The organism is Halomonas sp. DP3Y7-2 (assembly GCF_019800795.1).
In the GTDB taxonomy this organism is placed as follows: Bacteria; Pseudomonadota; Gammaproteobacteria; order Pseudomonadales; family Halomonadaceae; genus Halomonas; species Halomonas litopenaei_A.
In genome coordinates this window covers 314,817-341,436 of record NZ_JAHVKJ010000007.1, presented here as the reverse complement: position 1 = coordinate 341,436, position 26,620 = coordinate 314,817, and the positions used below count along the sequence as shown (strand labels likewise).

Annotated in this window: 25 protein-coding genes and 3 tRNA genes; 12 read left to right on the top strand and 16 right to left on the bottom strand. The window is 61.3% G+C overall.

Annotated elements, in window-relative coordinates; genetic code table 11:
* Positions 1-27 precede the first annotated feature (27 nt).
* Positions 28-1,323, bottom strand: coding sequence for a lytic murein transglycosylase (locus KUV45_RS08490; RefSeq protein ID WP_222162713.1), 1,296 nt, complete (start codon positions 1,321-1,323; stop codon positions 28-30).
* A gap of 215 nt (positions 1,324-1,538) precedes the next feature.
* Entirely contained in the window at positions 1,539-2,840 is a 1,302-nt protein-coding gene (locus KUV45_RS08485) for a DASH family cryptochrome (RefSeq protein WP_222162712.1), read from the bottom strand.
* 318 nt (positions 2,841-3,158) lie between these two features.
* Between KUV45_RS08485 and KUV45_RS08480 the strand changes: the two genes are divergently transcribed.
* From KUV45_RS08480 to KUV45_RS08455, 6 genes are read left to right on the top strand one after another with little or no spacing between them, the layout of a single operon-like run.
* Complete coding sequence (locus KUV45_RS08480; protein WP_222162711.1) at positions 3,159-6,014, top strand: monovalent cation/H+ antiporter subunit A; 2,856 nt, start codon at positions 3,159-3,161, stop codon at positions 6,012-6,014.
* Between the two features lies 1 nt (position 6,015).
* Positions 6,016-6,360 (top strand): Na+/H+ antiporter subunit C, encoded by a 345-nt coding sequence (locus KUV45_RS08475; protein WP_206941365.1) that lies wholly within the window; start codon positions 6,016-6,018, stop codon positions 6,358-6,360.
* On the top strand, positions 6,357-7,865 hold the full coding sequence (locus KUV45_RS08470; protein ID WP_222162710.1) for a monovalent cation/H+ antiporter subunit D: 1,509 nt from the start codon (positions 6,357-6,359) through the stop codon (positions 7,863-7,865). The genes KUV45_RS08475 and KUV45_RS08470 overlap by 4 nt, the downstream gene beginning before the upstream one ends.
* Positions 7,862-8,359: a Na+/H+ antiporter subunit E gene (locus KUV45_RS08465; protein WP_206941367.1), complete on the top strand. Its 498-nt coding sequence runs from the start codon at positions 7,862-7,864 to the stop codon at positions 8,357-8,359. The genes KUV45_RS08470 and KUV45_RS08465 overlap by 4 nt, the downstream gene beginning before the upstream one ends.
* Positions 8,356-8,625: a K+/H+ antiporter subunit F gene (locus KUV45_RS08460; RefSeq protein ID WP_206941368.1), complete on the top strand. Its 270-nt coding sequence runs from the start codon at positions 8,356-8,358 to the stop codon at positions 8,623-8,625. Before KUV45_RS08465 ends, KUV45_RS08460 begins: the two co-directional genes overlap by 4 nt.
* 15 nt (positions 8,626-8,640) lie before the next feature.
* Positions 8,641-9,024: a Na+/H+ antiporter subunit G gene (locus KUV45_RS08455; RefSeq protein WP_206941369.1), complete on the top strand. Its 384-nt coding sequence runs from the start codon at positions 8,641-8,643 to the stop codon at positions 9,022-9,024.
* A gap of 69 nt (positions 9,025-9,093) precedes the next feature.
* Here the strand turns inward: KUV45_RS08455 and hemH are convergent, their stop codons facing one another.
* On the bottom strand, positions 9,094-10,164 hold the full coding sequence (gene hemH / locus KUV45_RS08450) for a ferrochelatase (protein WP_222162709.1): 1,071 nt from the start codon (positions 10,162-10,164) through the stop codon (positions 9,094-9,096).
* A gap of 112 nt (positions 10,165-10,276) precedes the next feature.
* Here hemH and KUV45_RS08445 point away from each other — a divergent pair, with 112 nt between their 5' ends.
* Both KUV45_RS08445 and KUV45_RS08440 read left to right on the top strand, forming a co-directional pair.
* Positions 10,277-11,857 (top strand): cryptochrome/photolyase family protein, encoded by a 1,581-nt coding sequence (locus tag KUV45_RS08445; protein WP_222162708.1) that lies wholly within the window; start codon positions 10,277-10,279, stop codon positions 11,855-11,857.
* Positions 11,854-12,231, top strand: a complete 378-nt coding sequence (locus tag KUV45_RS08440) for a thiol-disulfide oxidoreductase DCC family protein (protein ID WP_222484207.1) — start codon at positions 11,854-11,856, stop codon at positions 12,229-12,231. Before KUV45_RS08445 ends, KUV45_RS08440 begins: the two co-directional genes overlap by 4 nt.
* Before the next feature lie 268 nt (positions 12,232-12,499).
* Here the strand turns inward: KUV45_RS08440 and KUV45_RS08435 are convergent, their stop codons facing one another.
* The 9 genes from KUV45_RS08435 to rnr form a co-directional block, all read right to left on the bottom strand.
* Complete coding sequence (locus KUV45_RS08435; protein WP_206941373.1) at positions 12,500-12,802, bottom strand: DUF6482 family protein; 303 nt, start codon at positions 12,800-12,802, stop codon at positions 12,500-12,502.
* A 553-nt stretch (positions 12,803-13,355) separates the two neighbouring features.
* Positions 13,356-13,649, bottom strand: a complete 294-nt coding sequence (locus KUV45_RS08430) for a hypothetical protein (RefSeq protein WP_206941374.1) — start codon at positions 13,647-13,649, stop codon at positions 13,356-13,358.
* A 92-nt stretch (positions 13,650-13,741) separates the two neighbouring features.
* Complete coding sequence (gene dnaB / locus KUV45_RS08425; protein ID WP_206941375.1) at positions 13,742-15,130, bottom strand: replicative DNA helicase; 1,389 nt, start codon at positions 15,128-15,130, stop codon at positions 13,742-13,744.
* Between the two features lie 159 nt (positions 15,131-15,289).
* Positions 15,290-15,736: a 50S ribosomal protein L9 gene (rplI, locus tag KUV45_RS08420; protein ID WP_206941376.1), complete on the bottom strand. Its 447-nt coding sequence runs from the start codon at positions 15,734-15,736 to the stop codon at positions 15,290-15,292.
* Positions 15,737-15,752: 16 nt separating this feature from the next.
* Complete coding sequence (locus KUV45_RS08415; protein ID WP_222162707.1) at positions 15,753-16,604, bottom strand: hypothetical protein; 852 nt, start codon at positions 16,602-16,604, stop codon at positions 15,753-15,755.
* An 11-nt stretch (positions 16,605-16,615) separates the two neighbouring features.
* Positions 16,616-16,843, bottom strand: coding sequence for a 30S ribosomal protein S18 (gene rpsR / locus KUV45_RS08410; RefSeq protein ID WP_016853668.1), 228 nt, complete (start codon positions 16,841-16,843; stop codon positions 16,616-16,618).
* Positions 16,844-16,888: 45 nt separating this feature from the next.
* Positions 16,889-17,260, bottom strand: coding sequence for a 30S ribosomal protein S6 (rpsF, locus tag KUV45_RS08405; protein WP_206941380.1), 372 nt, complete (start codon positions 17,258-17,260; stop codon positions 16,889-16,891).
* Between the two features lie 281 nt (positions 17,261-17,541).
* Entirely contained in the window at positions 17,542-18,264 is a 723-nt protein-coding gene (gene rlmB / locus KUV45_RS08400; protein WP_222162899.1) for a 23S rRNA (guanosine(2251)-2'-O)-methyltransferase RlmB, read from the bottom strand.
* 125 nt (positions 18,265-18,389) lie between these two features.
* A complete protein-coding gene (gene rnr / locus KUV45_RS08395; protein ID WP_222162706.1) occupies positions 18,390-20,822 on the bottom strand; it encodes a ribonuclease R in 2,433 nt (810 codons plus the stop codon).
* Positions 20,823-21,062: 240 nt separating this feature from the next.
* Here rnr and KUV45_RS08390 point away from each other — a divergent pair.
* The 3 genes from KUV45_RS08390 (at position 21,063) to KUV45_RS08380 (ending at position 21,473) form a co-directional block, all read left to right on the top strand.
* Positions 21,063-21,149 (top strand) — tRNA-Leu (locus KUV45_RS08390).
* 74 nt (positions 21,150-21,223) lie between these two features.
* A tRNA-Leu gene (locus KUV45_RS08385) sits at positions 21,224-21,310 on the top strand.
* Between the two features lie 76 nt (positions 21,311-21,386).
* Positions 21,387-21,473 (top strand) — tRNA-Leu (locus KUV45_RS08380).
* A 123-nt stretch (positions 21,474-21,596) separates the two neighbouring features.
* Here the strand turns inward: KUV45_RS08380 and KUV45_RS08375 are convergent.
* A complete protein-coding gene (locus KUV45_RS08375) occupies positions 21,597-22,469 on the bottom strand; it encodes a DNA/RNA non-specific endonuclease (RefSeq protein ID WP_224851981.1) in 873 nt (290 codons plus the stop codon).
* A gap of 69 nt (positions 22,470-22,538) precedes the next feature.
* Positions 22,539-22,814, bottom strand: coding sequence for an Lrp/AsnC family transcriptional regulator (locus KUV45_RS08370; protein ID WP_206941383.1), 276 nt, complete (start codon positions 22,812-22,814; stop codon positions 22,539-22,541).
* 315 nt (positions 22,815-23,129) lie between these two features.
* Between KUV45_RS08370 and KUV45_RS08365 the strand changes: the two genes are divergently transcribed.
* A complete protein-coding gene (locus KUV45_RS08365) occupies positions 23,130-23,444 on the top strand; it encodes a high-potential iron-sulfur protein (protein ID WP_206941385.1) in 315 nt (104 codons plus the stop codon).
* Between the two features lie 109 nt (positions 23,445-23,553).
* On the opposite strand, the gene KUV45_RS08360 is transcribed toward KUV45_RS08365, so the two are convergent.
* Complete coding sequence (locus KUV45_RS08360; protein ID WP_206941386.1) at positions 23,554-25,119, bottom strand: SpoVR family protein; 1,566 nt, start codon at positions 25,117-25,119, stop codon at positions 23,554-23,556.
* A 181-nt stretch (positions 25,120-25,300) separates the two neighbouring features.
* Positions 25,301-26,599 carry a YeaH/YhbH family protein gene (locus KUV45_RS08355; protein ID WP_222162705.1) on the bottom strand — a complete coding sequence of 433 codons (1,299 nt, stop codon included), beginning with the start codon at positions 26,597-26,599 and terminating at the stop codon, positions 25,301-25,303.
* Positions 26,600-26,620: the final 21 nt, after the last annotated feature.

Here is a 26,620-nt window from a genome sequence, read left to right as displayed (position 1 = left end):
CCGTCGCTTGGGCACGTCTGAAGAGGATCAGCGATTCAGCTGTTCGAGCAGGCGCAGGGTGGCAAAGCCATCCGGAACCAGTCCCTGATCACGCTGCCAGGCTCGCAGACCCGCGCGAGTATTGGGACCCATGATGCCGTCAGGGGTTCCCACCCCGTACCCCAGAGCCTGAAGCCGTGCCTGCAGCTGGCGCACTTGGGTGCGACTCAGGGGCTGCTCGTCCCTCGGCCATCCTCCCTGAATGCCAGGCCGGCCTGCGATGCGCTCGCTGAGGGAGGAAACCGCCAGGGCATAGCTGGTGGCATTGTTGTAGCGAAGGATGGCACGGAAATTGGGACCCACCAGGAAGGCCGGGCCGCGGGCACCCGCGGGGGTAATCACCGAGGCCTCGGCAAAGGCCGGCAACTCGCCACCACCGAGCCGGCGCACCCCTTGTTGGCCCCACTCAGCGGCACTCTTGCGGGTGTCGAGCTCAGTCTGGGCGTAGTCGAAGCCAGTAGGCAGCTCGACCTCCACGCCCCAGGGCTGGCCGGGCTGCCATCCGGCACGATTCAGATAGTTGGCGGTAGACGCCATGACGTCTGGAATGCTGGCCCAGATATCCCGGCGACCGTCTCCATCACCGTCCTTGGCATAGGACACAAAGCTCGACGGGATAAACTGCGTATGTCCCATGGCTCCCGCCCAGGACCCTTTCATGCGCTGGGGCGTGATATCCCCGGCCTGGATGATCTTCAGCGCGGCCAGCAGCTCCCCGCGGGCAAAGTCTCGACGGCGACCGTCGTAAGCCAGTGTGGCCAACGCTTCCAGAGTGGAGAAATCACCAAAATTCTGGCCGTAGTTGCTTTCTATGCCCCAGATAGCCGTCAGCACTTCCACCGGCACGCCATAGCTTGACTGGGCACGATCCGCTGCACTGCGGTTGGCTGCCAACTTGTCACGCCCTTGGGTCACCCGCGCGTTTGACACGGCGGTATCAAGATATTGCCAGACCGGACGCACGAACTCGGGCTGCGAGCCGTCGAGCTCAATCACCCTGGGACGGTAACGCACGCCATCCAGGGCCCGCGCCAGTGTGTCTTCGCTGATACCTTCACTACGAGCCTGGCGACGGAAGTCGGCGAGCCACTGGTCGAAGGTACGACCGTCATGATCGTCAGCACTGGCGTCCTTGGCGGCGGGCGTTGCCGCGTCGCTGTCAGAGCTGGCACTCTCTGTCTCCGAGGCAGCAGGGCTGGCAGGTCCACTCTCTGGGGCGGCAGACGTCGTCTGGCAGCCGACCAAGGCGATAAGAAGAAAGGCGGGAAGCAGTCGCGTCGACATGTTGAAGGCAATCCTTGGCAATCAATGTGCAGGCATGATGACCCACTCCCCGCTGCGGCGCTAGATGCAAACGGAGGGAATCGGCGTCGACCACAGGAGGGGGCTGGGGCTGTCCTTCGATACCACCATGTCACCGCACTTCCCGCCCTTTCGTCCTGCCAGCGCATGGCTCTGATCGCTGCGAACTGAGACGCCGATGGTCCTTCTTCTCGTCCTCATGACACCCCCTGTCGCCGTTCAGGCTCGTCCTTCTCGAGCCAGTGTTGGACGTATCGCAACTCGGGGTCGTAACGCCAGACCTGATCATCCATGTCGAAGACCTTGGGCCGAGTGTCACGCCCCACGCCCGCGATGTACTTCCAGTTACCCCAATTACTGGCCACGTCATAATCCATCAGACAGTGCTCGAACCAGGCGGCTCCATGACGCCAATCTCCGCACAGATCGTGCACCAGATAGCTGGCCGCCCACTGACGCGCACGGTTGGATATCCAGCCACAATCGCGCAGTTCCTTCATGGCCGCATCCACCGCCGGCTGCCCCGTCTCTCCCTGCTGCCAGCGTGTGAACGCCTGTCCTGGCGATGGCGCCCGCTTGCCAAACAGTGCGCTCCCCTCCTGCCACGCCGCCCAGTGGAAGTATTCTCGCCATAGCAGCTCGCGATAGAAGTGCTTCGTCGAGGCATTGGCCCCGTGCTCCTGCTCCCAACGCGTCAGCGCGCCCAGCACCTGGGTGGCAGAGATACACCCCGTGGCCAACCAAGCCGACAGGCGTGACGAGAAGTCCGGCCCCACCAACCCGTTACGGGTGTCTTGATAGACACCGATCGCTTGCTGCTTCCAGAAATACTCATCAAGGCGGTCAAGTCCACTCGCTGCGCCGCCCGCATAGCCAAGGCCCAACGGGTCAGGGTGATCATCGAGCGCCGCTGCCGCCGGCGAAAGACGCTGCAGCGACGGCAGCCCGCGAGGCGCCCGATCGGGCCAGGCGGGCTGAGTGGCTGCCGCTGGTAGTGCCTTAGCAGATGGCTTGGCCTCGCCCAGCTTGCGCTTGAACGCGGACCAGCTGCCCGGAACCTCCTCCACTGCAATAGGCAAGGTTGCATGCGCCCAGAGCGTGGCGGTACTGAACGTGTCGAGCCGACAACCAGGATGCAATAGCTGTGACAGGCGCTGCACCTGTTGCTGCTCTTCGCTACCGGGATGCTCACCCACACGCACTGCCGAGGCGCCGATACGCTCGGCCAGGTTTGCCACCAGCGTCACCGGCTCGCCCACGGTGACCAGCAGATCGCTGCCACACTTGAGCAACTCGCCTCTCAGCTCCCGTAGGCTCTGCCACAGGAATCGCAGCCTGCGCGCCCCCATTCTGGGGATGTCCAGCGGCGCCTGAGGCTCAAGGAGGGCAGCGTCGATCACGTACACCACGAGCCGCTCGCTGATCCCTCCCGGCGATGCCAGCAGCGGGTTATCCGCCAACCTGAGCTCCCCGCGCAGCCAGACCAGATCTGTCTCCATGCCAACTCCACTCACCATCCATTACGTCGGCCGATAGCGGCCCCTTCCGCCTTCTGGCGCCAGGTATTCGATGGTCCAGCGCCATGAGGATCTCTAAAATATAGGACTTGTACACTTATCGTACAAGCCTGTAAGAGAAGACCGAGGTCGTTGAATCCGAACAGGGCAGCGGGGCGTCCATCTTTCGGGTAAAGTGGGGCGGCGCTTCAGGGTAAGGTGACCGCCACTCCAGGGGTACTCATAACACCTTGTAGTCGAACGGCTTTTACAGGCGCGTCAGGGCTTACCACGTTCAAGGACAGGCAGGATGACCAACAGATGACTTTGCTATGGATTCCCTTGCTACCGCTTCTCGGTGTGCTGGTACCCGCATTGACCGGATCTCGAGGCCGCTTACTCTGCACCCTGGCCACCGCTTGCCTTCCGGCAGTGGCGCTGGCCCTTACCCTCAGTTATCTGCCCGCCATCGAGGCAGGCAACATTCCCCGTGCAGGCCTCGAGTGGGTGCCGCAGATCGGCCTTGACCTGGCCTTCCGCCTGGACGGTCTGTCGCTGCTGTTCAATCTGTTGATACTGGGTATCGGCCTGCTGATCATCCTGTATGCCCACTACTACCTGGACGCCAGCGAGAACTACGCCAAGTTCTACGCCTACCTGATCCTGTTCATGGCCTCCATGGTCGGCATTGCCATGGCCGACAATCTGCTGGTCCTGTGGATGTTCTGGGAGCTCACCAGCCTGTCGTCGTTTCTGTTGATCGGTTTCTGGTCACACCGCTCCGAGGCCCGCAAGGGTGCGCGCATGGCCATGACGGTCACCGGTGCGGGCGGTCTGGCCCTGCTCGCTGGCCTGCTGCTGCTCGGCGACATCGTCGGCAGCCTGGATATGCAGGTCGTGCTAGACAGCGGCGCCACCATTCTGGCGGACCCGCGCTACCCCATCATGCTGGTGCTCGTGCTGCTGGGCGCCTTCGCCAAGTCGGCGCAGTTCCCCTTCCACTTCTGGCTGCCCCACGCCATGGCAGCGCCAACGCCGGTCTCCGCCTACCTGCACTCGGCCACTATGGTCAAAGCCGGCATTTTCCTGATGGCTCGCCTGCACCCGGCCATTGCCGGCAGTGAGCTGTGGTCGGCCATCGTGACCGTGGTCGGGATCGTCACCATGGTCTACGCGGCATGGTTCGCGCTGATCAAGGCAGACCTCAAGGGCATCCTGGCATTCTCGACTGTCAGCCATCTTGGCCTGATCACGGTACTGTTGGGGATCGGCAGCCCCATGGCGGTGCTCGCTGCGCTATTTCATATTCTCAACCATGCGACCTTCAAGGCCGCGCTTTTCATGTGCTCGGGCATCATCGACCACGAAGCGGGAACGCGGGACCTGGCCAGGCTGGGCAGGCTTTCCAAGGCCATGCCGATCACCTGCATCGTGATGAGTATCACAGGCGCTGCCATGGCAGGCTTCCCGCTGCTCAATGGCTTTATCTCCAAGGAGATGTTCTTCACGGAAACCCTGGACTCCCAGGCCTTTGGCGGTTTGAGCCTGGTGCTGCCGGTACTCGCCACCATCGGCGGTGTGCTGTCGGTGGCCTACTCGATCCGTCTGGTCCATGCGGTGTTCTTCGCCGAGCCTCGTCACGCTCCCCCCAAGGCTCCTCACGAGCCTCCTCACCTGATGCGCGCTCCGTCGGAGTTGCTGGCAACACTGTGCATCCTGGTCGGCCTGTTTCCCGCGGTGATGGCCACCTGGCTGCTGGCACCGGCGGTGGCCGCCGTTTTGCTTGAGCCCCTGGATTTTCACCTGGCCATCTGGCACGGCTTCAACCTACCGCTGGCGATGAGCATCATCGCCACGCTGGCCGGCCTGACAACCTATCTGCTGCACCGCAAGATCCGCCAGTTTGTGCGTGACTTTCCGCCCCGCGATGCCAGCCGCATCTTCGAGGGCGTGGTCCAGACGATCGGCGATCGCGCAGAACGCATCACCGAGTGGTTCGACAATGCGTCGCTGCAGCGCTTCATGACGCTGCTGTTAGGCGCCTCTCTGATCGCCGGCGCCGTGGGTCTGGCGCGCATGGATGCGCTCACGGGAGCCAAGGGCAATCAACCGGTCGACGGTGTCCTGCTGGTCGGTGCCCTGCTGCTGATCTTTACCGGCATCGGCACCGCCATCACCCACCGACACCGCCTGATCTCACTGCTGATGCTGTCGGTGGTCGGTCTGCTGGTATCCCTGACCTTTGCCCGCTTCTCTGCGCCTGACCTGGCCCTGACCCAGCTGTCGGTAGAGGTGGTGACCATGATTCTGCTGATGCTGGCGCTGTTCTTTTTGCCACAAAAGACGCCAAGAGAGTCGACTCCGGCACGAGCCTTGCGCGACCTGCTGCTGTGCATGGGGCTTGGGGGCGTGATTGCGGGTCTCAACTACACCGTTCTGACCCGCGATACGGAGAGTATTTCTCAATTCTTCCTCGACAACAGCGTGCCAGGAGGAGGCGGCCACAACGTGGTCAATGTGATTCTGGTCGACTTCCGTGGCTTCGATACCCTGGGCGAGATCACCGTCCTGGCCATCGCGGGACTGGCCATCTTCAAGCTGCTCAATCGCCTGCGCCTGTTCATGCCGCACAGTGACAGCGAAGGCCGGATCTGGGCACCCGATCGCTATCCGATGATCCTGACAACCATCTCGCAGACGGTGTTGCCGCTGGCGCTGCTGGTGTCGGTCTTCATCTTCCTGCGCGGTCACAATCAGCCCGGCGGCGGTTTCATCGCTGGCCTGATCACTGCCGTCGGGCTGCTGCTGGTGTATATGGCCAGGGGGGTTGCCTGGACCCAGCAGCGACTCGACTTCCCCTATCAGCCCGTCGCCATCCTTGGCGTCGGCGTGGCGGCATTGACGGGCTTCGGCAGCTGGCTGTTCGGCGCGCCCTTCCTGACATCGTCCTTTGGCCACTTCCACATCCCCTTGATCGGTGACATCGAGCTGGCCACCGCCATGCTGTTCGACCTTGGCGTCTATCTCGCGGTAGTGGGCGCCACTCTGATGATCCTGGCCAACCTGGGCAAGGTCACCACGCCTCACCGCCCGGCCAAGGAAGACCATGACCAAGGTTCGGTAGAGCAGGGATTGCACCGAACCGCTGCCCCCTCCGACGGCAAGGAGACCGTGTGATATGGAAATGCTCTATGCCATTACCACCGGCGTGCTCGCCGCCAGTGGCCTGTACCTGATGCTTCGCGGGAGAACCTTCCCGGTGGTGGTCGGCCTTACGTTGCTGTCCTATGCGACCAACCTGTTTCTGTTCTCCATGGGCGGGCTCACGGCGGGAGGCTCCGCCATCATCGACGGCAAGAGCCACTACAGTGATCCGCTGCCCCAGGCGCTGGTACTCACCGCCATCGTCATCGGCTTTGCCATGACGGCCTTCGCGGTCATCCTCGCCATGCGCGCCCGGGGCGACATGGGCAATGACCATGTCGATGGGCGCAAGGCCGAGGACAAGGAGGAGCGACGTTGATGTCCCACCTGATCGTGATGCCCATCGTCCTGCCCCTGGCAGCCGCGGTGGCACTGTTGATGACGCGCTTCGGCAACCCGTCCTATAAGCGTGTTCTGGGCCTGGTGACCACCTTTGCCTTGCTGTTGGTCAGCCTGCTGCTGTTGCGTCAGGCCGCCGCTGGCGACATTCACTACTATGCGCTCGGTGACTGGCAGCCACCCTTTGGCATTGTCATGGTGCTTGATCGCCTGTCTGCGCTGATGATTTTCGTGACGTCCCTCCTGGCCGTTGGCGCCGTGCTGTTTGCCTGCGGCGGCGACGACGAGAAGGGCAGCAACTTTCATGGCCTCTTCCAGCTGCAGCTGATGGGGATCAACGGCGCCTTCCTGACCGGCGACCTGTTCAACCTGTTCGTCTTTTTCGAGGTGCTGCTGCTCGCCTCCTACGCCCTGCTGGTGCATGGCGGAGGCAAGGGTCGCATCCAGTCCGCCGTGCATTATGCGGTCCTCAACCTTGCCGGATCGGCACTGTTTCTATTCGCGGTTGGGCTGCTCTACGGTGCCACGGGCACCCTCAACATGGCCGACATGGCCCAGGCGGTGAGCCAGCTACCCAGCGAACGCCAGGGCATGGTGGTGGCCGGCGCGCTGCTGCTGCTGGTGGTCTTTGGCCTCAAGGCGGCCATTCTGCCGCTGTACTTCTGGCTGCCACGGGCCTATGCCAGCGCTCCGCCTCCGGTCGCCGCCCTATTTGCGGTAATGACCAAGATCGGGGTCTACGCGATATTGCGGGTCTACTGGCTGATCTTCGGCGACCAGGCCGGCCCCCTCGAGGCATTGGAGCAGAGCTGGGTATGGTGGCTTGCCCTTGGCACTCTGGCGATTTCCGGCATCAGCGTGCTGGCGGCGCGTGACCTGCGCCTGTTGGTGGCCTACCTGGTACTGGTGTCGGTGGGTACCCTGCTGGCCGGCGTCGGCATGCGCTCCCCTGCTGCGGTATCGGGACTGTTGTTCTATCTGGTCCATACCACCCTGGTCACCGGTGGTCTGTTCCTGCTGGCCGACATGATCGGCACCCAGCGTGGCAAGGCAGGCACGCGCCTGGTGCGGGGCCGTGTCCCCCACAATGCCACGGCCCTCGGGCTGATGTTCGTCATCGGTGGTATGGCCGTGGCAGGCTTGCCGCCGCTGTCAGGCGCCTTTGGCAAGGTCATGCTGATGAGTGCTGGCGATAGCGACCAACGCCTGTGGTTCTGGCCTTTACTGCTGGGCACCGGGCTGTGTGCCATCGTGGCGCTGTCCCGGGCCGGCTCCACCCTGTTCTGGCGCAGTCAGGCCAGCGATGACGGAGAGCCGTTGTCGGCCTGGCAGTGGGCCGGCACTGGCTGGTTGCTGGCCGCCTCCCCCCTGCTGGTAGTGCTGGCCGGGCCCCTGGCAGGCTATACCGAAGCCACCGCCGAACAGCTGACCAATCCTGAACCCATGCTCCGCGCCGTGCTGATGCAACAGGGAGACGCTCCATGACCACCCGCTCTCGTTCGTTGTTGCCCACCCCGCTACTGAGCCTGCTGTTGCTGGTTGTCTGGCTGCTGCTGGTCAATGATGTCTCTGTGGGCCATCTGCTGCTGGGCAGCGTCCTGGCGGTGCTGATCCCCTGGCTGACCTACCCCTTCTGGGACTTGCAGCCCGGCGTCAAGAAACCCTGGAAACTGCTGCGCTTCTTCTTGAGGGTCATCGGTGACATTGTGGTGGCCAACCTGCAGGTTGCCTGGATCATCATCAATCCCTGGCGCCGCACTCGGCCGCATTTCGTCGAGTATCCGCTGATGCTCGAAGAACGCTTTACCATCACGCTTTTGGCCAGCACGATCACGCTGACACCGGGTACGGTCTCGGCGAACCTGCGCATGGATGGGAAGACGCTGCTGATACACGCGCTGGACGTGCGCGATGAGCAAACCCTCATCGACACCATTCGGGAACGCTATGAGCGGCCGCTGAAGGAGATCTTCGAATGATCGATATCGCGTTGACCATCAGCCTGACGCTGGTCTCCCTGGCGCTGTTGCTGAACCTGTACCGGTTGACGGTGGGACCTGACATGCCCGACCGGATTCTCGCGCTGGACACGATGTATGTGAACTCCATCGCGCTGATCATCCTTATGGGCATCTGGCTCAACACCAAGACCTATTTCGAGGCGGCGCTGTTGATTGCACTGCTGGGCTTCATCAGCACCATCGCAGTCTGCAAGTACTTGCTGCGCGGCGACATCATCGAGTAATTCAGGAGAGTCTTCATGCTATACGTGTTTCTCGAGGGCCTGATCTCGGTACTGCTGATCGCTGGCGGGCTGTTTGCCTTCATCGGCTCGCTGGGCATGGCCCACCTCAGGGACTTCTATATGCGCCTGCATGGTCCGACCAAGGCCACCACCCTGGGCATGGGCTGCATACTCGCAGGCTCGATGGTGTACTTCAGCGTCACTCAGGGCGGCCTGCACCTGCAGGAAATGCTGATTACCCTGTTCCTGTTCATCACAGCACCTGTCAGTGCCCACATGCTGGCCAAGACCGGCCTGCATCAGCGTCTTAACTACCTGGACAAGACCCGGGGCAAGCCCCTCGAGTTTCGGGAAGAGGAAGTCGGTGCAAAGCCGGTCCCCCACCCCGATCCGGAGTAGGCCAGAGCGGTCTGCTAAACGACAATGGGCAGCCAGATGGCTGCCCATTTTGCGATGGCGTCTAGGCTCTCATAACCATCCGGCCAACTCTCGCCTGACGATGCCCGCCAGCGCGTCGATGTGATCGTCGCGATCATTCAGGCAGGGAATATAGACAAACGTCTCTCCGCCGGCCTCGATGAAGGCATCCCGAATTTCCTGCTGGATTTCTTCCAGGGTTTCTACGCAATCGGCACTGAAGGCAGGCGACAGCACTGCAATGCGCTTATGGCCCTGGCGTGCCAGTTCGGCCACCTTGTCGACCGTTGCGGGCCCGACCCACTCCTCTGGACCAAATTTCGACTGGAAGGCGGTAACGACATCCTCTTCCGGCATGCCGAGCCGCTCTCGCAACAGCCGAGTCGTCTTCACGCATTGGCAGTAGTACGGGTCGCCTTCTGTCAAAAAGCGCTTGGGTACCCCGTGATAGGAGGCCACGATCCTGGTGGGCGGCTGGGTCTCCTGCGCCAGGCGCTCCCTCACCGAGGCCGCCAGAGCGTCGATATAGGCCGGCTCATCGAAGTAGGCCGACGCGGTCCTGATGGCCGGCTGCCACTTCCGTTTCATCAACTGGCGAAAGAACTGGTCGCACGCCGTCGCGGTGGTCGGTGAGCCATACTGCGGGTAAAGAGGAAAGAACAGGATACGCCGACAGCCCTTGTCCTCCAGCTCCTTGAGCGCCTTTTCTGTCGAGGGATTGCCGTAGCGCATGCCGAAACTGACCTCGATATTCTCCCCCACAGCGTCACGCAAGCGCACCGCCAGCTTGTCCGCCTGGTTGCGGGTGATCGTCAGCAACGGACTTTCGTCCTTCTCGGTGTTCCAGATGCTGCGATATGCCTCCCCTGAGGCAAACGGCCGACGGCTGAGGATCACCAGCTGCAACAGCGGCTGCCACAGCCAACGAGGGTAATCGACGACCCGCTGATCCGATAGAAACTCGCTTAAGTAGCGGCGCATGGACCAGTAGTCCGTATCATCCGGCGTCCCCAGATTGGCGACCAGCACCCCGATCTTGTCACGAGGAATGACAGGGTGGTCCGCTGGGGCATGTGGCGGACGGCGTACCTGCTCGGATGACGGGGAATCAGACTGATCCATGAAAATGGCTTCCTCTTGGCGGTCTCGGTAAGCAAAAAGACTAACACCAGCAGGTGTCAGGCTCGAATCAAGTGTTACTATAAAGAAGATTTGTACAACTGTTGGAAAACTTATGTCCAGATCCTTGATTCTGCTTGCCGGTGATCAGCTGAGCCACGAGCTGGCAGCACTGGAACACGCCTCGGATGACGACGTGTTCGCCCTCTGCGAGGTCGCCGAGGAAGGTCGCTATGTTCCCCATCATCCGCAAAAGATTGCGATGATGCTGTCGGCCATGCGCCACTTTGCTGCCAGCCTGCGTGACAAGGGATATCGGGTCCATTACAGCGCGCTCGATGACCCGGACAACGCCCACTCGCTGCTGCAAGAGGCCGAGCGGCTCGCAAAGCTCTATGACTGTCAGCGCATCGTGACCACTCGCCCGGGGGAATGGCGCCTGCTGCAGGCGATCGAGGAGCGTCGCAGCGACGTGCCCTGGGAATGGACTGAAGACACTCGGTTCTACTGCACCCCCGAGGCATTCGCGAAGTGGCTGTCAGGGCGTAAGCAACCCCGCATGGAGGCCTTCTATCGCGAGATGCGGCGCCATACTGGGCTACTGATGGAAGGCGACGAGCCGATGGGCGGTCAGTGGAACTTTGACAAGGACAACCGCAAGCCACTCGACCAGCGCCTCGATGTGCCATCACCGCCTGAGCATGGTATCGACGACACCACCCAGGCAGTGCTCGACCTGGTGGCAGAGCACTTTGGCGATCACTTTGGCGATCTTGACGGCTTCCACTGGCCGGTGACGCGGCGGCAGGCGCTGGTCGACCTGCGCCATTTCATTGATGCGCTGCTACCCGACTTTGGTGACTACCAGGACGCCATCAGCGATGACGACCCCTACCTCTTCCACTCGCGCCTCTCGGCGCCGATGAACCTGGGGCTGATAAGCCCGAGAGAGGTCTGTGAGGCAGCCCAGAATGCGTATCTTGAAGGCAAGGCCCCGATCAACGCGGTCGAGGGCTTCGTGCGACAGATACTCGGCTGGCGCGAGTACGTGCGCGGCGTCTACTGGTCTCAGATGCCAGACTACAAGCGCGGCAACGCCCTCAAGGCGACTCGTGGCCTGCCTCGCTTCTACTGGACCGGAGAGACGGACATGCGCTGCCTGCAGCGCGCTATCGCCATGACTCGCGAGAATGCCTACGCCCACCATATTCAGCGTCTGATGGTCACCGGCAACTTTGCCCTGCTATGCGGCGTCAGTCCGGAGGCACTATGCGACTGGTATCTCGCCGTCTATGCCGATGCCTGCGAGTGGGTCGAGCTGCCCAATACGCTGGGCATGGTGCTGCATGCTGACGGAGGCATCATGGGGTCCAAGCCCTACTGTGCATCTGGCAAGTACATTGACCGCATGTCGGATCACTGTCGCGACTGCCACTACGATGTAAAGAAGACCACAGGCGAGACGGCCTGCCCTTTCAACAGCCTCTACTGGCACTTCCTTGAGCGCCACGCCGACACCCTGAGCAACAACCACCGAATGAAGTTGATCTACGGTTCCTTGAGCCGCATGAGCGATGACAAGCGCACCGCCATGCGTGAGCAGGCGGAGTCCTTTCTCGCCACGCTGGAGCTCGAGCCGAGCTACGGCCAAGGCGAACATGTGGCAGGCTATCGTGCCCGGGGGTCATCATCTTGAAGCGCTTCGACGACATCATCCCGCCGGTCACCCTGTTCCACGACGGCGGCTGCCCGCTGTGTCGCCGGGAAGTCGCCTGGCTGCGCGGCCATCCCAGACGGGACCGTATTCGCTTCGTGGATATTCGCCATCCCGACTTTGATGCCGCGCAGTGGGGCAAGCGCATCGAGGACATGATGGGCAAGCTGCACCTTCTCGACGCAAGGGGCCACTGGATCGTCGGGATGGATGCCAGCAGAGCCCTGTACGCGACCTTGGGCTACCGGCGCTGGCTCTGGTTCAGCATGCTACCGGGAATGCGGCAGGCGCTGGACCTGGGCTATCGCCTGTTTGCCAAGCTACGTCCCTGGCTGGGGCGACACGGGTCTGGCTAAGACCAGACTGGCAACGTACAGACTGGCCAAGCGCGGTCTGGATAGGGTCGATCTGGATAGGGTCGGTCTAGATAGGGTCGGTCTAGATAGGGTCGATCTAGATAGGTTAGGTCTGAACAGTTTCGATCTGGAAGGGTTCGACCTGGAGAGGTTCGAACAAGACCGTCACGGGCCCTGGCTATCAGCGCCAGGGACTTGTATCGGTCAGAGGAAGGCAGGAACACCCTGGGGTGTCAGAACGTCAATGGTGGGGGTCGGGAGGCCAGCGTCAGAAGACCAGTGGCATGCGCGATGCCAGTGGCTGCGCATAGTGGGTCTCGCGGCCAATCACCTCGTCGTGAGCGACGTGCTGCACCAGGTAGGCTCGATGAATGCCTGCTCGCTTCAGCTCAAGGTAGACATCGTCCAGTGAACGGAACAGCACAGGCTTGCCGCGTCGGCAAAGCATATGACGCGCCCCTTCGACGTCTTCCAGCTCGACTTGATAGAAACGGCTACCCGCGTGGCTGATGACGCGGATCTCGAAGTTGTCGTGTCGGCCCACAAAGGCCTTCAGCTCCTGAAATTCCATAATATCTTTCGCCTCTTTTCATCCTGTAGTGGCGGCCAGCGTCTTGCCACCGCCTTGCTGATTAGCGCTATCTGTCACACCAGTCCATTCTCACCACCGTCTGGCGCGGGTCATCGTCTCACAGCCTGCTCGACACTAGCGCGATGGACGGTGCGACGGTTTGATCATGGCACAGCCTGACGATGGAGAGTGACATTCTGGTTACGCTAACAATAATTTCTCTGACCTGGATACACACCTGCCGTTCCCTGCGCGATGCAATCAAGCACGCTCCAGCAGAAGACAGCCCCATGCCGTCAAGAAACTCAGTAAAAAGAGAAGGCTAGAACGAAAGGTGACGCAGCAAGGGAAGCGCGCACAGCGACGAACGGACAGAGGGAAGAAGGAACAGAAGAAAGAGAAAACAGAAGACACCAAACCCAGAGATGCGAGAGGCGAAGGAACGAGCACACACCAGGCAAAGGCCACCCCTTCGGTGGCCTCGCGGGCAACCAGACGCCCAACAGGCCAGCCTGTCATGCGCTACAGCGTCACCCTACAGCTGTCCCGACGCCTACTGATACTCGGAAGGATCGATAGCCTTGCCCAGGGAATTTCTGTCGACCCAGTTCCCTGCCTTGGTTTCCTTGTAACGAAAGACCACCTTATCCCCTACAGCCACCGGAAGTTCGGCATCTTCTGTCTGATAACTGTAGTCGACGCCGTCCACCACCAGGTGGTAACGGTACAGATCGGGCATGCCCAGCCATTCCTTGAAAGGACCTTCACGTTCCACCGAAGTCAGCTCACCTCGGGCTTCCAGCTTGGGCGCGCGGCGCCGATTGCCGCGTCGAAATCCACCTGCCATGTCAGGGTCCTCCAGAGTCGGGTTACAAAGTGCAAGGGGCGGCATTATACGAGTCCACCGGTTCAGCTCAAGCCGCACCTCTTGCGCAGGGCCTATTCACCGAAGGTGTCGCCGTAGCTATCTGGTGCAAGATCCTCGAAACGGGTGTATTTGCCGATAAAGGCCATGTGAACCGCGCCGATCGGACCGTTACGCTGCTTGCCGATGATAAATTCGGCCAGCCCCTTGTTATCGGGGTTATCAGGATTGTAGACCTCATCACGATAGACGAAACCGATGAGGTCGGCGTCCTGCTCGATGGCCCCGGACTCACGCAGATCCGACATCACCGGGCGCTTGTTGGGTCGCTGCTCCAATGAACGGTTGAGCTGCGACAGGGCAATGACCGGGCACCCGAATTCCTTGGCCAGCCCCTTGAGAGACCGTGATATCTCGGAGATCTCACCGGTACGGTTGTCACCGAACCCTGGCACCTGCATCAGCTGCAGATAGTCGATCATGATCATCGCCAGGTTGCCGTGTTCGCGCACGACTCGACGAACTCGCGAGCGCATTTCGTTGGGGGACAAGGCTGCGGTGTCATCGATAAACAGCTGCTTGTCCTTCAGCAGGTTGACCGCGGAGGTGAGCCGCGGCCAGTCCTCGTCTTCCAGCTGACCGGAACGCACGCGAGTCTGATCGATACGACCCAGTGACGACAGCATACGCAGCATGATCGAGTCTGCCGGCATCTCCATGGAAAACACCATGACCGGCTTGTCGCTGGAGACTACCGCATGCTCTACCAGATTCATGGCAAAGGTGGTCTTACCCATGGAGGGTCGACCGGCCACAATGACCAGGTCAGAAGGTTGAAGGCCCGACGTCATGTCATCCAGGTCACGAAAACCCGTCGACAGACCGGTCATCTCGCCCTTCATATTGAACAGTTCGTCGATTCGATCGACGGCCTTGGTCAGCAGTTCGCTCATGCCGATGGGACCACCGGCCTTGGGGCGATCTTCGCTGATCTGGAACACCAGACGCTCGGCCTCGTTGACCAGCTCGTCAGCGGGACGACCGTTGGGGCTGAACGCGCCATCGGCGATCTGGTTGGCTGCCTGAATCAGTTTGCGCAGGGTGGCCCTTTCGCGAACGATATCACCGTAGGCGCGGATATTACTGGCGGAAGGCGTATTGCGGGCGAGCTCCGCCAGGTACGCCAGTCCACCCACGGTATCGAGTTGATCGCGAGCCTCCAGCGCCTCGGACAGGGTCACCACGTCCAGCGGGCGACTGGACTCCGCCAGCGCCACCATGGCGTTGAACACCAGACGGTGTTCATAGCGATAGAAGTCATCGGCGACCAGGCGGTCGGCGATGCTGTCCCAGGCCTGATTGTCCAACATCAGACCACCCAGCACCGATTGCTCGGCCTCGACCGAGTGGGGCGGAACCTTGAGCGCTGCGGCTTCCTGATCGATGGTCTGGACGTCACTCATCTGCTTGTCTCTCGCAACACATGTACTGCCGGTCGGTAAAGGGCTTCCAGTCTAGCCGATCTCCACCCTCTCGCAAGACCGTAGCTCCGCGGATCGCGGGCATAAAAAAAGGCGCGGGATATCACTCCCGCGCCCTTGCTGTTGCCGTGGGAGATGACCTTATTCGGCCACCACCACCACGCGCACAGCGGCGTCGACGTCAGCGTGCAGGTGCAGCACGATGTCGTACTCACCGGTCTGACGGATCGGGCCTTCCGGCATACGCACTTCGCTCTTGGCGACATCGATTCCAGCGCTGGAGATCGCTTCCGCCAGGTCACGCGGACCGATGGAACCGAACAGCTTGCCTTCGTCACCGGCCTTGGCGACCAGAGACAGCTCGATATCGTTGAGCTGCTCGGCGCGGGCTTCCGCCTCGGCCTTGCGCTCAGCGGCCTGGGCTTCAAGCTCGGCGCGCTGTGCTTCGAAAGCAGCGATGTTGTCCTTGGTGGCCGGCACGGCAAGGCCGTAAGGCACCAGGTAGTTACGGCCGTAGCCAGGCTTGACGGTGACCTTGTCACCAAGACCGCCCAGCTTGCCAATGTTGTCGAGCAGAATGACTTCCATCTCGTAAACCTCTATGTCAGTTGCTGTGACCTAGACGACCGCGGAAATCCGCGAAGGTGTCGATCAAGGCCACAACCAGCACGATGAGAATCATGGGCCAGGTGGTGATCAGCAGCAGATAGAACGCGACCAGCCACAACCCGTTCATTCCCTTACGTCCAACTACACCATGTGTCAGGCCGATGCCCGCCATCAGTAGCGGTATCCAGGCCAGCATGCCGATGCCAGGCAGTCCAAGCAGCGAGCCAGCAATCACCAGCACCACCAGCAGAATCAGCTCCCGAGGGCTGAGCCGCATGGCGTGGAACTCTTCCCGAAAACCACCGGGGTTGTAGAGTCCCGCCTGCCAGCTACGGGCCAGTGCCAGGCAAGCCACGGAGGCCAGCATGACAACCAGGCCGGTGACCCCGCTGATGACCAGCTCGGCCAGCTGTGTGGGGTCGACGCCCTGGGCCGCCAGCTCGTCGAGCATGGCCGCTACCTCGGACGAGCTCTGACGCAGCTGATCCAGCATCAGGGCGGTGTCCGCCCGGGGCAGAAACACCCCGATCTGGATCATCGCCGCGCCCGCCAGAGATCCCAGGATCAGTGCTTCGCTCCAGCGCATGCGAGAGCGCAGCACGACCGCCATCAACAGCGCCAGCAAGGTCGTCGCCAGAGGAATCGGATCCCCTTGCGTCCACCACCAGCCCGCAGGAACCGCTGCGGCAGCAATCACCGGCAACGCCGGCGCCATGCCCTTGCGCAGCGTCACCAGAGCGGCGATAGCGGCCCCGAACCAGAACAGCCAGGGCACCGCAGACGCCACCAGGGCGACCAGCGCCGCCTGGGGCGTCCCTTTCATCGACCATCGGGCGACAGGCAGCATCGGTTGATGACTTACTGGTGGCTGTCGGTGTAGGGCAGCAGAGCCAGGTAGCGTGCGCGCTTGATCGCGGTAGACAGCTGGCGCTGGTAACGGGCCTTGGTACCGGTGATACGGCTGGGAACGATCTTGCCAGTCTCGGTGATGTAGGCCTTCAGGGTGTCCAGATCTTTGTAGTCGATCTGCTTCACGCCTTCAGCGGTGAAACGGCAGAACTTGCGGCGACGGAAAAAACGTGCCATGGAAAGACTCCTTATACGTGCGTTGCAGAACTAGCGATGCGCGGCTTAGGCGGATTCAGCGGTGCGCGGCTTTTCTTCGCGACGGGCACGCTTCTCTTCCACCGGCTTCATCATCGGAGACGCTTCGGTGATGGCTTCCTTGCAGCGCACCACCAGGCTGCGGATGATGGCGTCGTTGAAACGGAAGATGTTCTCGATTTCCTCGAGAGTCTCGCCGCTGCACTCAACGTTCATCAGCACGTAGTGGGCCTTGTGGATCTTGTTGATCGGGTAGGCCAGGTGACGGCGCCCCCAATCTTCGAGACGGTGAACGGTACCGGAGTTCTCGGTGACGATGCTGGTGTAGCGCTCGACCATGGCCGGAACCTGCTCACTCTGGTCCGGGTGGACCATGAAGACGATCTCGTAGTGACGCATGGATTCTCCTTTCGGTTTGGCAGCTTCCGCAGGGGCCTGAGCGGGTGTCAAAAACATCGCTCGACGCCGGGGGAAGCAAGGAGTGAATAACAAATAACCTGTCCCGCGCAGAACGCACGGGCGCATGGATTCTACGGAGTCAAGCGGCGTGATGCAACCTGAACATCACTTTCCTCTCTTTTAGCCAGGGTGGCGAGGACAGGAGGTCTTGCTACCGCTTCTTTCTATCACCTCTTTCTACCACCTCTCTCCACCCTCCCTACCATCCCTATCTACCACTATCAGGACGATGAACGCTGTCGCACTGCCTCAAACAGGCAGATACCGGTAGCAACGGAGACGTTGAGACTGGAGACCGCCCCGGCCATCGGCAGCTTGACCAGCGTGTCACAGGCTTCGCGGGTCAAGCGGCGCATGCCCTTGCCTTCAGCCCCCATGACCAGCGCCGTCGGGCCGCGCAGATCCGCCTCGAAGACGCTGCCTTCGGCTTCGCCTGCCGTTCCAGTGATCCACACGCCCTCTTCCTTCAGCCGCGCCATGGCCCGCGCCAGGTTGGTCACCTGATACACCGGCACACTTTCAGCAGCACCACAGGCCACCTTGCGCACCGTGGCATTCAGCGGCGCCGACTTGTCCTTGGGCACCAGCACCCCATGCACGCCAGCGGCGTCGGCGCTGCGCAGGCACGCTCCCAGGTTGTGGACGTCAGTGACCCCGTCAAGAATAAGCAGCAGCGGCGGTGTTTCCAGCGGCCATGCCTTCAGCTTATGCCAGAGCGACTCCTCGCTCTCCGGTGCCAACGGCGGACAGAAAGCGACGACTCCCTGATGAGAAGCCCCCTGGGAGAGGCGGTCCAGCTCGTCTCGGGGCACCGCTTTGACACGTGCCCCACGCTGACGCGCCAGCTCGACCAGGTCGTGCAAGCGTCGGCCCGCTTCACCTTCCTGCAGCCACAGTTCGCGAGGGGATTCGCCGCGATCCAACATGGCCCGGACGGCATGCACGCCGAAGACGCCATCGAGACCTGCGGGCGCCGCGGCGCCAGAACCACCCCGTGGCTGACGCTGACGTTGACGCTTGGATTCATGCTTGGCCACGCAGGCCCTCCTGTAAACAGATCACGCTGGCGTTACCCCTTATTGCCATTGCCACGCGCATTGCGCCGAGGGCCACGACGACGACGCCCACCCTTCTTCTTCGGCGCCTCGGCCTCGGACGAGGCGCCATCCTTGCCACGCTTGCCGGCCTTGGCGTGACCGGTCTCGCTGGCCTTGCTCGCAGGCTCGCCACGACGCTTGCGCGGCGCGCGCCGAGGACGTGGCTTGTCATCGGCCATCTCGAAATCGATCTTGCGCTCATCCAGGTCGACCCGCGCCACCTGAACGGTCACTCCGTCGCCGAGACGGTAGCTGGTTCCCGTGCGCTCGCCCTTGAGGCGGTGCTTTTCCGGCTCGTAGTGGTAATAGTCGGAAGGTAATGAGGTGACGTGCACCAGCCCCTCGACGTAGACATCATCCAGCCGCACAAAGATACCGAACTGAGTGACGGAGGCGATGGTTCCGTCGTAGACCTCACCGAGCTTGTCGGACATGAACTCACACTTGAGCCAGTCCTCCACGTCGCGAGTGGCGTCATCTGCCCGACGCTCTGTCATCGAGCAATGCTCCCCCAGCTCCAGCATCTGCTCGAAGGTGTAGGGGCACCACTTGGTCGGCGGCTCCACCGGCGCACCCTCGGCCCGCAACACGGTATTGGTCTGGCGCGGACCGCGGATGACCGAGCGAATGGCGCGATGCACCAGCAGGTCGGGGTAGCGGCGAATCGGCGAAGTAAAGTGGGCATAGGCCGGATATGCCAGGCCAAAGTGCCCTTCGTTGTGCGGCGAGTAGACCGCCTGGCTCATGGAGCGCAACATCACTGTCTGAATGATGTCCGCATCGTCACGGCCCTTGATGGCTTCGGCCAGGTCGCGATAGTCCTGAGGCGTGGGCTCATCACCGCCACCTAGCGACATGCCGATCTCGTTCAGGAACAGCCTCAGCTTGTCCAGGCGTTCCGGCGATGGCCGCTCGTGAATCCGGTAAAGCGCTGGCAGGTCGTGCTTGTCCAGGAAGCGCGCGGTGGCCACGTTGGCGGCCAGCATGCACTCCTCGATGATCTTGTGAGCATCGTTGCGCGAGCGCGGCACAATCTTCTCGATCTTGCGTTCGTCGTTGAAGACGATCGCGGTCTCGGTGGTCTCGAAGTCGATGGCGCCCCGCTCGGTGCGCGCTTCCCGCAACAGCTGATACAGGCTGTACAGGTTCTTCAGCGACGGTACCAGCGCCTTGTACTGCTGTCGCAGCGCATCACCCTCTTCTCCGTCATCCTGGAGGATGGATGCCACCTTGTTGTAGGTCAGCCTGGCGTGGGAGCGGAAAACGGCCTCATAGAAGCGATAGCGACTGATCGCGCCGGTCTTGGAAATGTTCAGCTCGCAGACCAGCGCCAGTCGATCCACGTCAGGGTTCAGCGAGCAGAGCCCATTGGACAGCAGCTCTGGCAGCATCGGCACCACCTGCCCCGGGAAGTACACCGAGTTGCCCCGAGCAATGGCCTCCTGGTCCAGCGGGCTGCCGGGACGCACGTAGTGCGATACATCGGCAATCGCCACCAGCAGCTTCCAGCTTCCGGAACGCGTCTTGTAGGCACAGACAGCGTCGTCGAAGTCCTTGGCGCTTTCATCGTCGATGGTCACCAGCGGCTTGTCGCGCAGGTCGATGCGGTGAAGCTTGTCGTCTTCCGCTACCTCAGCGGACATGCTGGCGATCTGATCGGTGACATCCGGCGGAAACTCAGAGGGAATCTCGTAGCTTCGCAGCGCAATATCAATTTCCATCCCGGGGTCCATGCGCTCACCCAGCACCTCGATCACTTCACCGACAGGCTGGACCCGGGTCTCCGGCTGCTTGACGATACGCGCCGAGATGACCTGCCCGTCCTGCGCGCCAGCGCAAGCACTGTGGGGAATGATGACTTCCTGGGTAATGCGGTTGTTCTCGGGAATCAGCACGCCGAACTCAGGCGTGTTTTCCCGATAGACGCCAACGATCGTCTGGGTGTTGCGCGCGATGACTTCCACCACCGTCGCCTCGTCGCGACCACGACGGTCACGCCCGCTGACCCGCACCAGCACATGGTCACCGTGAAACACTCGGCGCATCTGCCGAGGAGGCATGACCAGATCAGGCTTCTTGCCATCATCGCGGATCAGGAATCCAAAGCCGTCGCGATGACCCAGCACCTTACCCTTGATCAGGTCCAGCTTGTCGATCAGCGCATAGGCGCCCCGACGATTGCGCAATACCTGGCCGTCTCGCTCCATGGCGGAGAGGCGCCGGCGTACCGCTTCTCGAAGGTCTTCATCATCCAGGCCAAGCTGATCGCTCATCGCCTCGTGGGTCGTCGGCGTACCGATTTCCTCGAGTCGATTCAACAGATATTCACGGGAAGGAGCAGGCTTGTCGTACTTATGGGCTTCGCGGCTGGCGTGTTCGTCGGCGTCGAGCGTCCAATGGTTCATGCGGAAGGCATCCTTGACAGGGGCGAGGACGGCAGGAGTGCGCCGCCACCCGGGCGCGAGCGTGCGGTCTTTTCGAAATTGTCTCTTAACATGCGCGCAGTATAGCGCCAGCAGCGCCGTCACCCAACCATAAGCGCCTCCGGATACAGAGCTCGCGCCATCAGTACGACGTTTTTTTCTCCCAGCAGCGACGCAAAAGGCTTGCAATATGCCAAAGTTTCGGTAACATACGCGCCACTTGCCCAGATGGCGGAATTGGTAGACGCGCTAGCTTCAGGTGCTAGTGTCCTTACGGACGTGGAGGTTCAAGTCCTCTTCTGGGCACCAAGATCCTTCGGGATCACGACGATGGAGATCGTCACGCTCTTTGATACATCGTTATCGGCAAAGCGCACGTGTTCGCCCAGGTGGCGGAATTGGTAGACGCGCTAGCTTCAGGTGCTAGTGTCCTTATGGACGTGGAGGTTCAAGTCCTCTCCTGGGCACCAACGATACATGCTGTGGCATGCATCGATGAACACAGGCCGAGCAGATAACGTAGATCACGAGCACACAACATGACATGCCCAGGTGGCGGAATTGGTAGACGCGCTAGCTTCAGGTGCTAGTGTCCTTACGGACGTGGAGGTTCAAGTCCTCTCCTGGGCACCAATGTCATGCAGTAACAGGATCAGACAGATCCAACAAGAATCCGCGCCCCGTCGCGGTTTTTTTGTGCCTACCGTTCAAGCACCCAGCGTGTTAGCACCCGGTCTTTAGTCCCTGGCCCGTCGCTCAATCGAAACGCGACGGCAACTCAGCCACCTGAGACAGCGCCCAGTCGCCCACCCCCGCACGAGCCTCCCAGGCCGCCTCTTCCTGCGGGCCCAGCCGCGGAAAGAAATTCAGTCCCGTGACCGCTTCCACCTCGTCGATGCTGACAAGATAGCGAGACAGCGATTCATCTCCACGCACGTTCTGGGGCATCACAAAAGCGACTGCCAGAGGAGTCTCTCCGGGCACCACCACCACCTTGTAGAAGCCGATTGGCACCTCCACAAAGCTGACGCGATCCAGCAATCGATCCAGGGAGAGATCGCTGACTCTGGTTTCTGCATAGACAGGCCCGGTGACGACCTGCAGGCGACCGAAGCGCGGCAGAAAATGGTCCATCACGACTTCTTCCAGGCGCTGCCATAGCTGACGGTTGAGGGCAGGCTTCTGCGGCATCATATTGCTCATCAGGAAGCTGTCATGCTGAGCCTGCTCCCCCCAGACCTTGGCCATGGCATAGTTGGGAGCCAGGTGCCCACGGTCATATCCACTGCCAGCGTAGCTGGTCGTGCTGACGGGCCACAGCGTTCGCCAATCCTGCTTGAAGCCGGGGCGAGGCCCCACCCGGTGATCCGCCGACTGCCGCAGTTCATAGCTCGCCCACAGCGCACCAACGCGCAGATCAGACCATCCCAGCAGGTACCCTTCATTACGCAGCACACGGGTGAACGCCAGCGTGGACGGTTCCGCCCACTCGGTCACCCCCATCCAGCTCATGCGGTCGCGATAGCCCTGCTCGGTGGAGTACCACAGGACAACCCCCAGCACGGCGATGGCCAGCGAGGCCAGGAAATGCCGCGGCCGAGGTATCAGACGATCAAGCGAGAGATCCACACACTTCCTTGTTGGCAATGGTCAGGACGAACAATGGTCAGGACGAACAATGATCAGCAGGGCCTGCCCTTACCAACCCAACGAAAACATGGTTTCCAGATCGTGGCGCGAGTGCACCTGAAGCGCATTGAGCGTTTCCGTGTCGGCAATGCCTTCTACTGCATTCAGGCGTCCAGTGACCAGCTCCGCCAGACTCTCGAAATCCCGTGTACGGGCAATGGCCACCAGATCATAGCGACCGCAGGTCGAATAGACCTCGCTGATCCCTTCCACCTCGGCCAGACGCTCGGCCACCGCCTTGACCTGCCCTTTCTCGGCATTGATCAGAATCACAGCATTCTGCATGATCACGCTCCTTTCCCATCGCTCCACGCCAACGACTCAGGACGCGGATGTTAAACATGGTGGTTTGGCAACGCAGTATATCAGCGCCTCCTCACCACCTGCACCGCCGACTGCGCGGACCGCTTTTTTCGCGGCGGATTGCCGCACTCACAACGAGACGATTCGCCAAGGCTCAACGGCTTAGCTAATCTTGCAAGACAGCGCCATCAAGAGCGCAGGAGCAGGCTGCCAAGGCATCCTGACTCACCAAGACCGGCCCATCGCGGGCCCGACCATGACCGTATGACGCTCATCTTCCGACAATGAGGAGTCCCCATGACCAAGCACAGCCGTCGTGCCTTCCTGCGCACCAGTCTGCTGGGCATCGCCGCTCTGCCGCTGGGTGCTGGTGTCCTGTCTCGCACTGCGCTGGCGCAGAGCCTGCCTCGCCTGAGTACCGACAATGCCCAGGCCAAGGCTCTGGGATACGTCGAAAAGGCCAGCGATGCCAGCGGCAATGCCGCCTACGAAGACGGAGAGCTCTGCTCGAACTGCATGTTCTTCAATGCCGAAACCGAGGGCTGCCAGCTATTCCCGCAGAATAGCGTCGCCCCAGGCGGATGGTGCCAATCCTGGACGGCCAAGCCATAAGGCTGCGTGCCGAGGTCCGGTACTAAGTAAGAAGAAAGAAGGCAGGCAAGAAAACACGCCGCCGCAAAGCATCGCTTTGCGGCGGCGTGTCGGTTATCTGCTGTCGGCGTCAGGCGGATTCTTCGCTGTCCGGCAGCGGCCACTGGTAACGCCGCACCACTTCATCACCATCGAAGGACTCCAGCTTGACCGGAAAGCCCCATAGCTGGTGAAGGTGTCGGATCACAGGGTAGACGCTACGCGCCAACGGACGCCGCTGATCCTGCACGTGCCTGAGTGTCAGCGAACGATCTCCTCGAATATCGGCCTCGAACACCTGAATATTCGGCTCCCTGAGTGACAAGGCGTACTGCGCGGACAGCGCCTCACGGACCCGCCGGTAGCCCCGCTCGTCATGAATCGCTGCCACCTCGAGCATATCCTCCTGATCATCATCGACCACCTGGAACAGCTTGAGCTGACGAATCACCTTGGGTGATAGAAACTGCTGAATAAAGGACTCGTCCTTGAAGTTGCGCATGGCGAAATTCAGCGTTTCGCGCCAGTCGCTTCCCGCAATGTCCGGAAACCACTCCCGGTCCTCGTCATCAGGAGACTCGCAGAGGCGCTTGAGGTCGGTGAAGATGGCGAAGCCCAGCGCATAGGGATTGATTCCGTTGTAGTAAGGGCTGTCAAAGGCGGGCTGACTGACGACGGCGGTATGGGACTGCAGAAACTCCAGAATCAGGCCTTCGTCCACGGCCCCTTCGTCGAACAGGCGATTCATCAGCGTGTAGTGCCAAAACGTCGCCCACCCTTCATTCATGACCTGGGTCTGCCGCTGAGGATAGAAGTACTGGGCCAGCTTACGCACAATTCGCACGACCTCCCGCTGCCAAGGCGCCAGCAAGGGTGCATTCTTCTCGATGAAGTACAGCAGATTTTCCTGTGGCTCGGGGGGATAACGCCCGCCACCGTGTAGCCCCAGCGGGTCATCGTCGGAAGACACAGGCGGCACCTCGATGCCGGCGTCACCCATGGGAATTGTCCGCCACAGGGTATTCACCTGAGCCTGGAGATAGTCTTCACGCTCCTTCTGCCGTCGAGCCTCCTCCTCCGGCGATACCGGAGACGGCCGCTTGTAGCGATCCACCCCATAGTTCTGCAGCGCGTGACAGGCGTCGAGCAACTGCTCGACGGCCTGCACACCGTGACGCTCCTCGCACTGACTGATGTACTTGCGGGCAAACACCAGGTAGTCGACGATCGAAGAGGCGTCGGTCCAGGTCCGAAACAGATAGTTGCCCTTGAAGAAGGAATTATGGCCGTAGCAGGCATGTGCCATGACCAATACCTGCATCATCAGGGTGTTCTCTTCCATCAGATAGGCGATGCAGGGGTCGGAGTTGATCACCAGCTCATAGGCCAGCCCCATCTGCCCACGACGATAGGCCTGCTCGACGGCCAGGAACTGCTTGCCGAACGACCAGTGATGGTAGCCCACAGGCATGCCCACGCTGGCGTAGGCGTCCATCATCTGCTCCGTGGTGATGATCTCGATCTGATTGGGGTAGGTGTCCAGTCGATACTCGTCCGCAAGCCGAGCGATCTCGGCCTCGAACTCGGTCAGGTCGTCGAAGCTCCAGTCCGAGCCGGTCGCAATGGGCTTGGCGTGACGTTTGGTCAAGGCGGTCATGGCAATTCCTCTTCGTCCAAGGCGCTGCTCGTCCAACATGCTTCGCTTGCAAGGGAGTCCGCTTGCAAGACACGGCTGTGGCTAGGGGCTTACCTGGCGAGGTGCTTCAACACACGGCACGCCCTTCACCGTGCTCCCCTTTGCCAGTCCCGCTGCCGCCGTAGGGCAGACCTGCGCCTGCCTACCCCCTTGCCGCACTGTCCGCACGGCGCTTGAACAAGGCCCGGAACACCGGATAGATGTCCCCGGGTTCAACAATCTGACGCATGGCAAAGCGGTCGGGATAGGCGGCCTCGACCCGCTCGTATTCTTCCCATAATGCCTGGTGAGCGTGAGGCGTGATTTCCACATAGGTGAAGTACTGCAGGCGCCCCATCAGCGATTTGGTCAGCAGCTCACGACAGTTGACCGAGTCATCGTCCCAGTTATCGCCATCCGACGCCTGGGCCACGTACAGGTTCCACTGGCCGGGGGGATAGCGCTTGTCGATGATCTCGTCGACCAGGGTGAGCGCACTGGAAACGATGGTGCCGCCCGTCTCCCGTGAGTAGAAGAATTCCTCCTCATCGACTTCCTTGGCGGCAGTGTGGTGACGCACAAAGACCAGCTCGACCCGCTCGTAGCTGCGCTCGAGAAACAGGTAGAGCAGCAGGAAAAAGCGCTTGGCGATATCCTTGTGGGCCTGGGTCATCGAGCCCGATACATCCATGACGCAGAACATCACGGCCTTGCTGGACGGCTGAGGCTGGTTGATCAGATGGTTGTAGCGAAGATCATAGGTATCGATGAAGGGAACCGCCTCCAGACGCCGCTCTAGGCGCTCGATCTCGGCCTTCAACTCCTGGATGCGAGCGGGATTCTTGAGCACGGGATCCTTGCGCTCCTCGACTTCCAGCGCTTCCTGAGCTTCCCGCAGCGCGCGACGAATCGGTGCACGCATGGCAATTCGACGGGCCTGAGCTTCTCGCATCGAACGCACAATGTTGATCCGAGCCGGCACGCCATCTCTCGAGACCCCGGCACGCACCGGGCGCACTTCTTCCACATCCACCAGCGGCTTGCGCTCCAGATGGGGCAACTCGAGGCCATCGAAGACAAACTCGAGGAACTCCTCCCGGGTCAGGGTGAAGGCGAACTCATCCATGCCCTCCCCCTGGTTGGAGGCGCCACCCTCTCCACTGCCATCGCCACCACCGCCCCCGCCGTCTGGGCGACGCAGGCGATCACCTTCCTGAAACTCGCGATTACCGGGTGCGACAATCGAACGTCGCCCACCGCTGCCGTGCTGGAACACTGGCTCGGAGATATCGCGACTGGGGATGGAAACCTTTTCGCCTCGCTCCATATCGGTGATGGAGCGACGGTTGACGGCCTCCTCGACGGAGCGCTTGATATGGGTGCGATAGCGGTCAAGAAAGCGCTGGCGATTGACCGCGCTCTTGTTCTTGGCGTTCGCTCGTCGATCGATGAAGTAGGTCATGGGACCTCCTGGGCGCAGTCG

Excerpts from the sequence above, each read along its gene's own strand:
- KUV45_RS08485 (WP_222162712.1), bottom strand. The coding sequence starts at position 2,840 with ATGGAGACAGATCTGGTCTGGCTGCGCGGGGAGCTCAGGTTGGCGGAT.
- rplI (WP_206941376.1), bottom strand. The coding sequence starts at position 15,736 with ATGGAAGTCATTCTGCTCGACAACATTGGCAAGCTGGGCGGTCTTGGT.
- rpsR (WP_016853668.1), bottom strand. The coding sequence starts at position 16,843 with ATGGCACGTTTTTTCCGTCGCCGCAAGTTCTGCCGTTTCACCGCTGAA.
- hemH (WP_222162709.1), bottom strand. The coding sequence starts at position 10,164 with ATGGATCAGTCTGATTCCCCGTCATCCGAGCAGGTACGCCGTCCGCCA.
- KUV45_RS08355 (WP_222162705.1), bottom strand. The coding sequence starts at position 26,599 with ATGACCTACTTCATCGATCGACGAGCGAACGCCAAGAACAAGAGCGCG.
- KUV45_RS08370 (WP_206941383.1), bottom strand. The coding sequence starts at position 22,814 with ATGCAGAATGCTGTGATTCTGATCAATGCCGAGAAAGGGCAGGTCAAG.
- KUV45_RS08435 (WP_206941373.1), bottom strand. The coding sequence starts at position 12,802 with ATGGAATTTCAGGAGCTGAAGGCCTTTGTGGGCCGACACGACAACTTC.
- dnaB (WP_206941375.1), bottom strand. The coding sequence starts at position 15,130 with ATGAGTGACGTCCAGACCATCGATCAGGAAGCCGCAGCGCTCAAGGTT.
- KUV45_RS08465 (WP_206941367.1), top strand. The coding sequence starts at position 7,862 with ATGACCACCCGCTCTCGTTCGTTGTTGCCCACCCCGCTACTGAGCCTG.
- KUV45_RS08445 (WP_222162708.1), top strand. The coding sequence starts at position 10,277 with ATGTCCAGATCCTTGATTCTGCTTGCCGGTGATCAGCTGAGCCACGAG.
- KUV45_RS08460 (WP_206941368.1), top strand. The coding sequence starts at position 8,356 with ATGATCGATATCGCGTTGACCATCAGCCTGACGCTGGTCTCCCTGGCG.
- KUV45_RS08480 (WP_222162711.1), top strand. The coding sequence starts at position 3,159 with ATGACTTTGCTATGGATTCCCTTGCTACCGCTTCTCGGTGTGCTGGTA.
- KUV45_RS08455 (WP_206941369.1), top strand. The coding sequence starts at position 8,641 with ATGCTATACGTGTTTCTCGAGGGCCTGATCTCGGTACTGCTGATCGCT.
- KUV45_RS08365 (WP_206941385.1), top strand. The coding sequence starts at position 23,130 with ATGACCAAGCACAGCCGTCGTGCCTTCCTGCGCACCAGTCTGCTGGGC.
- KUV45_RS08430 (WP_206941374.1), bottom strand. The coding sequence starts at position 13,649 with ATGGCAGGTGGATTTCGACGCGGCAATCGGCGCCGCGCGCCCAAGCTG.
- rpsF (WP_206941380.1), bottom strand. The coding sequence starts at position 17,260 with ATGCGTCACTACGAGATCGTCTTCATGGTCCACCCGGACCAGAGTGAG.
- KUV45_RS08475 (WP_206941365.1), top strand. The coding sequence starts at position 6,016 with ATGGAAATGCTCTATGCCATTACCACCGGCGTGCTCGCCGCCAGTGGC.
- KUV45_RS08415 (WP_222162707.1), bottom strand. The coding sequence starts at position 16,604 with ATGCTGCCTGTCGCCCGATGGTCGATGAAAGGGACGCCCCAGGCGGCG.
- KUV45_RS08360 (WP_206941386.1), bottom strand. The coding sequence starts at position 25,119 with ATGACCGCCTTGACCAAACGTCACGCCAAGCCCATTGCGACCGGCTCG.
- rnr (WP_222162706.1), bottom strand. The coding sequence starts at position 20,822 with ATGAACCATTGGACGCTCGACGCCGACGAACACGCCAGCCGCGAAGCC.
- KUV45_RS08490 (WP_222162713.1), bottom strand. The coding sequence starts at position 1,323 with ATGTCGACGCGACTGCTTCCCGCCTTTCTTCTTATCGCCTTGGTCGGC.